Below are 3,698 nucleotides of genomic sequence, written 5' to 3'. Positions count from 1 at the left end.
CGTCTGGCCAGGTCGCACTCGCCGCGATCACCCGCACACGGCTTTGATCCGTAGTGGCGTGTTCCTCCTGTTCCAGTGCTCACAGGAGCCATGTTTCCCGCTAGAATGGGTCCATGAAACAAGCTGATTCCTCGGCCAATCACACCCGCCGCACCTTGCTGAAATCTGCGTTCGGCGCAGCCGCCCTGCTCGCTTTCCCGACGCACGTCTTGGCCGCGCCGCCGGGCTTCGACGAATGGCGCGAAGGCTTTCGCGCGCGGGCAATGGCAAAGGGCATTTCGGCAGCGACATGGCAGCGCGCGATGGCGCGCGTCGAGCCCGACATGAGCGTGTTCAAGCAAATGCGCAACCAGCCGGAATTCCACGAGCAGCTCTGGCAGTACATCAACCGCCGCGTCTCCGACTGGCGTATCATCAACGGCAAGATCGCGCTCAAGAACAACGAGGCCTTGCTCGCGCGCATCGAGCGCGACTTTGGCGTCGAGCGCGGCACGCTGCTGGCGCTGTGGGGCGTGGAGTCCGCCTACGGCGATCCGCTCGTCCAACAGAACCACATGACACCGGTGTTTCCCTCGCTCGCCGCGCTCGCCTGGAACGAGCCGCGGCGGAAAGCCTATTGGGAAACCGAGCTGATCAACGCGCTGCGCATCGTCGACAAGGGCTGGAGCACCCCGGAGCAGATGCAGGGATCCTGGGCCGGTGCGATGGGCCATTCGCAATGGATGCCCGAGGTCTGGCTCAATGTCGGCATCGACTATGACGGCGACGGCAAGGTCTCGCCGTTCGGCAAGCCCGACGACGCGCTGGGATCGACGGCGAAATATCTCGTCAACCGCGGCAAATGGCACCGCGGCGAGCATTGGGGCTACGAGGTACGCGCATCAGGCGATATGAGCGGGAGCCGCACATACGCCGCCTGGGCATCGGCCGGTGTCACCCGTGCCGACGGCCAGCCGTTTCCGCAACCGAATGCATCGGCGCAGATATGGACGCCGGTTGCGGGCGGACCGACCTTCCTGCTCGGACCGAATTTCAACGCCGTGAAGAGCTACAATCCCTCGATGAACTATGCGCTGGCGATCTGCCATCTCGGCGACCGCTGCCTCGGCGCGCCGCCCTTCATCCAGCCCTTCCCCGGCTCCGAGCGCGCGCTGACGCTCGCCGAGGTGCAGGAGATGCAGACGCGGCTGACCAAGGCAGGCTTCGACACCGGCGGCACCGACGGCCGCGTCGGCAACGACACCATGAAGGCGATCAAGGATTTTCAGCAGAAGGCAGGCATCACGCCCGCGGATGGCTATGGCGGGCTGAAGGTGCTGGCGAAGCTGCGGCAGGGGTCGTAAGTGTGCTCTCTCCCCTCGTCATTCCGGGGCGCGCGAAGCGCGAACCCGGAATCCATCGTGCAGCAAGCGACGCAGAAAAATGGATTCCGGGCTCGCGCCAAGTGGCGCGCCCCGGAATGACACTGTGGGTGACGCGCCCCTGCCTCAGTGCCGGTACTGCGGCTCCTCGGCATCGAGCTGTCTACGGATCGCGGCAAGATGCAGCCGCGCGGATTCGGAATCGCCCTCGCGCATCTGCTTGTAGGTGGCGGCCGCAATCGCGGAATCGACCGGCCGCACCGTTCGTCCGGTCGACATCGCCAGCACCTGCACCTCGGCAGCGCGTTCGAGGTAGTAGAGATCGTCCCAGGCTTCCGCGATGGTCGGCGCCAGCACCATCACGCCGTGATGCTTCATGAAGACGATGTCGGCATCGCCGACGGCGGATGCGATCCGCGCGCCTTCGCTGTTGTCGAGCGCGAGGCCGTTATAGTCGCGATCGACCGCCGTGCGGCCGTAGAACTTCAGCGCGGTCTGCCCCGCCCAGATCAGGGGATCGCCCTCGGTCATCGACAGCGCCGTGGCATAGGGCATGTGGGTGTGGAAGGCGACCTTCGCGCGCGGCAGGCGCTTGTGCATCTCGGCGTGGATGTAGAACGCGGTCGCCTCGGGCACGCCCTCGCCGTCGAGCACATTGCCGTGGAAGTCGCAGATCAGCAGCTTTGACGCGGTGAGCTCGCGGAAGGCGTAGCCGTAGGGGTTGACGAGGAAGAGATCGTCATGGCCCGGCACCACGGTCGAGAAATGGTTGCAGATGCCCTCCTCAAAACCGTTGCGGGCCGCCATGCGGAAGCAGGCGGCAAGATCCTCGCGCGCGGCGCGGATCGCATCGGTGGCGAGGTCCGGCCGGTTCGAACGGAACGGCGCCGGCAAGGATGAGGAAGCGTTAAGACTGTGCGCCATGGCGAAGGAAACCTCTGTCGGTCGGAAGCTCCTCGCGTTGTACAGGGGCGGCGCCTGCGCGTCAGCCCCTGCGGGCGCCACCCTGCCCTTCGCAGCCCGCGCGGCGGCTTATTGCTTGAGCATGATCCTTTCGGAAAACCGCTGCACACTTTTTCCGGATCATGCTCTATTGCCGCCGCGCCACGCCGCCGGCGTTCATGCCGCCATCGATCACGAGCTCGCTGCCGGTGACGTAGCGCGAGGCGTCGGAGGCCAGATACAGCACGCCGCTGGCGATCTCCGCAGCCTGCCCGGCGCGGCCGAGCGGCGTGACAACCCTGGCGCGCTCGTCGGGATCGATCGGCGCATTGCCCTGGTTGCCGGTCGCGCCCGTCGGGATCTTGCCCCAGATCGGCGTGTCGATGATGCCGGGATGCACCGAGTTGACGCGGATGCCGTCGCCGGCCGCCGCACACTCCATCGCGATCGATTTCGCGAACAGGCGCACACCGCCCTTGGTCGCCGAATAGGCCGACAGCCCCGGCGAGCCGCGCAGGCCCGCGAGCGAGGACATCATGACGATCGAGCCGCCACCGGTCTTGCGCATCAAGGGCAGGCAGTGCTTCACGGAGAGAAACACGCCGTCGAGATTGATCGCGTTCTGCTTGCGCCAGTCGCCAAGCGTCATGTCGACGATCGAGGGCACGGCAATGCCGATCCCGGCATTGGAGACCATGATGTCGAGCCGGCCGTATCGCTTCGCGATCTCGGCTGCGATCTCGATCCAGCGTTCCTCGCTGGTGACGTCCTGCTCGAGGAAGATCGCCTTGCCGCCGGCCTCGGTGATGCGCCTCGCGAGCTCGGGCCCGCGCAGCTCGTCGATATCGGTTGCAATGACGGTGGCGCCCTCGCGCGCGAACAGCTCGACGATCGCCTCGCCGATGCCGGAGGCGCCGCCCGTCACCAGCGCGACCTTGCCCTCAACCTGCCCTGCCATGTTCACTCCCTTTTTTGTTGTTTGGGGCCGTTGTTATCTAATCACGGATGGCCCCTGGTCCGGTAGCGCGACGTCGATGACGCGGAACTGCACGCGTTCGGCGCCCTGGTAGCGGTCAACCGACAACGATCCCGCGACATGCACTTGCTGGCCGCGATTGGCGAGCAGCGCATTGCCGAGTTTTTGTCCGACCGAACGGAACGCGATGCCGTTGACGATGGCGCCGTCGCCCGACTTGAAGCGCAGCCGCAGATGCGCCTGGCCGACCTCGTCGGCATAGACGAGCTGATGCGCCGGCAGCGCCAGCACGACGTCCGGATTGCCGCTGCCGAAGGGACCTGCGCGGTTGAGCGTGGCCGCAAGCTCCGTCGTCACCGCGCGCGCTGAGACCGCACCGTCGATGTAGAGCTCGTCGACGTGGCGCGCCTCCGCGACGT

The 3,698-nt window shown here is 66.1% G+C and carries 3 protein-coding genes and 1 pseudogene; 1 reads left to right on the top strand and 3 read right to left on the bottom strand.

Annotated elements, in window-relative coordinates; translation table 11 throughout:
* Positions 1-113 precede the first annotated feature (113 nt).
* The gene (locus ACXJL8_RS36350; RefSeq protein ID WP_456624026.1) at positions 114-1,343 is read left to right on the top strand and encodes a lytic murein transglycosylase; all 1,230 of its coding nucleotides are present in this window, start codon (positions 114-116) and stop codon (positions 1,341-1,343) included.
* A 144-nt stretch (positions 1,344-1,487) separates the two neighbouring features.
* On the opposite strand, the gene ACXJL8_RS36345 is transcribed toward ACXJL8_RS36350, so the two are convergent.
* The 3 genes and pseudogenes from ACXJL8_RS36345 to ACXJL8_RS36335 form a co-directional block, all read right to left on the bottom strand.
* Positions 1,488-2,285 carry an aldolase gene (locus ACXJL8_RS36345; protein ID WP_456624025.1) on the bottom strand — a complete coding sequence of 266 codons (798 nt, stop codon included), beginning with the start codon at positions 2,283-2,285 and terminating at the stop codon, positions 1,488-1,490.
* Between the two features lie 166 nt (positions 2,286-2,451).
* The gene (locus tag ACXJL8_RS36340; RefSeq protein WP_456624024.1) at positions 2,452-3,261 is read right to left on the bottom strand and encodes an SDR family NAD(P)-dependent oxidoreductase; all 810 of its coding nucleotides are present in this window, start codon (positions 3,259-3,261) and stop codon (positions 2,452-2,454) included.
* 33 nt (positions 3,262-3,294) lie between these two features.
* Positions 3,295-3,698 (bottom strand): annotated as a pseudogene (locus tag ACXJL8_RS36335) (single-stranded-DNA-specific exonuclease RecJ); the annotation flags it as partial.

This window comes from Bradyrhizobium sp. P5_C11_2, from assembly GCF_054049755.1.
The sequence above is the reverse complement of the archived record's forward strand: the minus strand, read 5'-3'. Positions and strand labels throughout refer to the sequence as shown.

What these genes read in the sequence shown, in the direction of transcription:
- ACXJL8_RS36350 (WP_456624026.1), top strand. Translation starts at nt 114, where the DNA reads ATGAAACAAGCTGATTCCTCGGCCAATCACACCCGCCGCACCTTGCTG.
- ACXJL8_RS36345 (WP_456624025.1), bottom strand. Translation starts at nt 2,285, where the DNA reads ATGGCGCACAGTCTTAACGCTTCCTCATCCTTGCCGGCGCCGTTCCGT.
- ACXJL8_RS36340 (WP_456624024.1), bottom strand. Translation starts at nt 3,261, where the DNA reads ATGGCAGGGCAGGTTGAGGGCAAGGTCGCGCTGGTGACGGGCGGCGCC.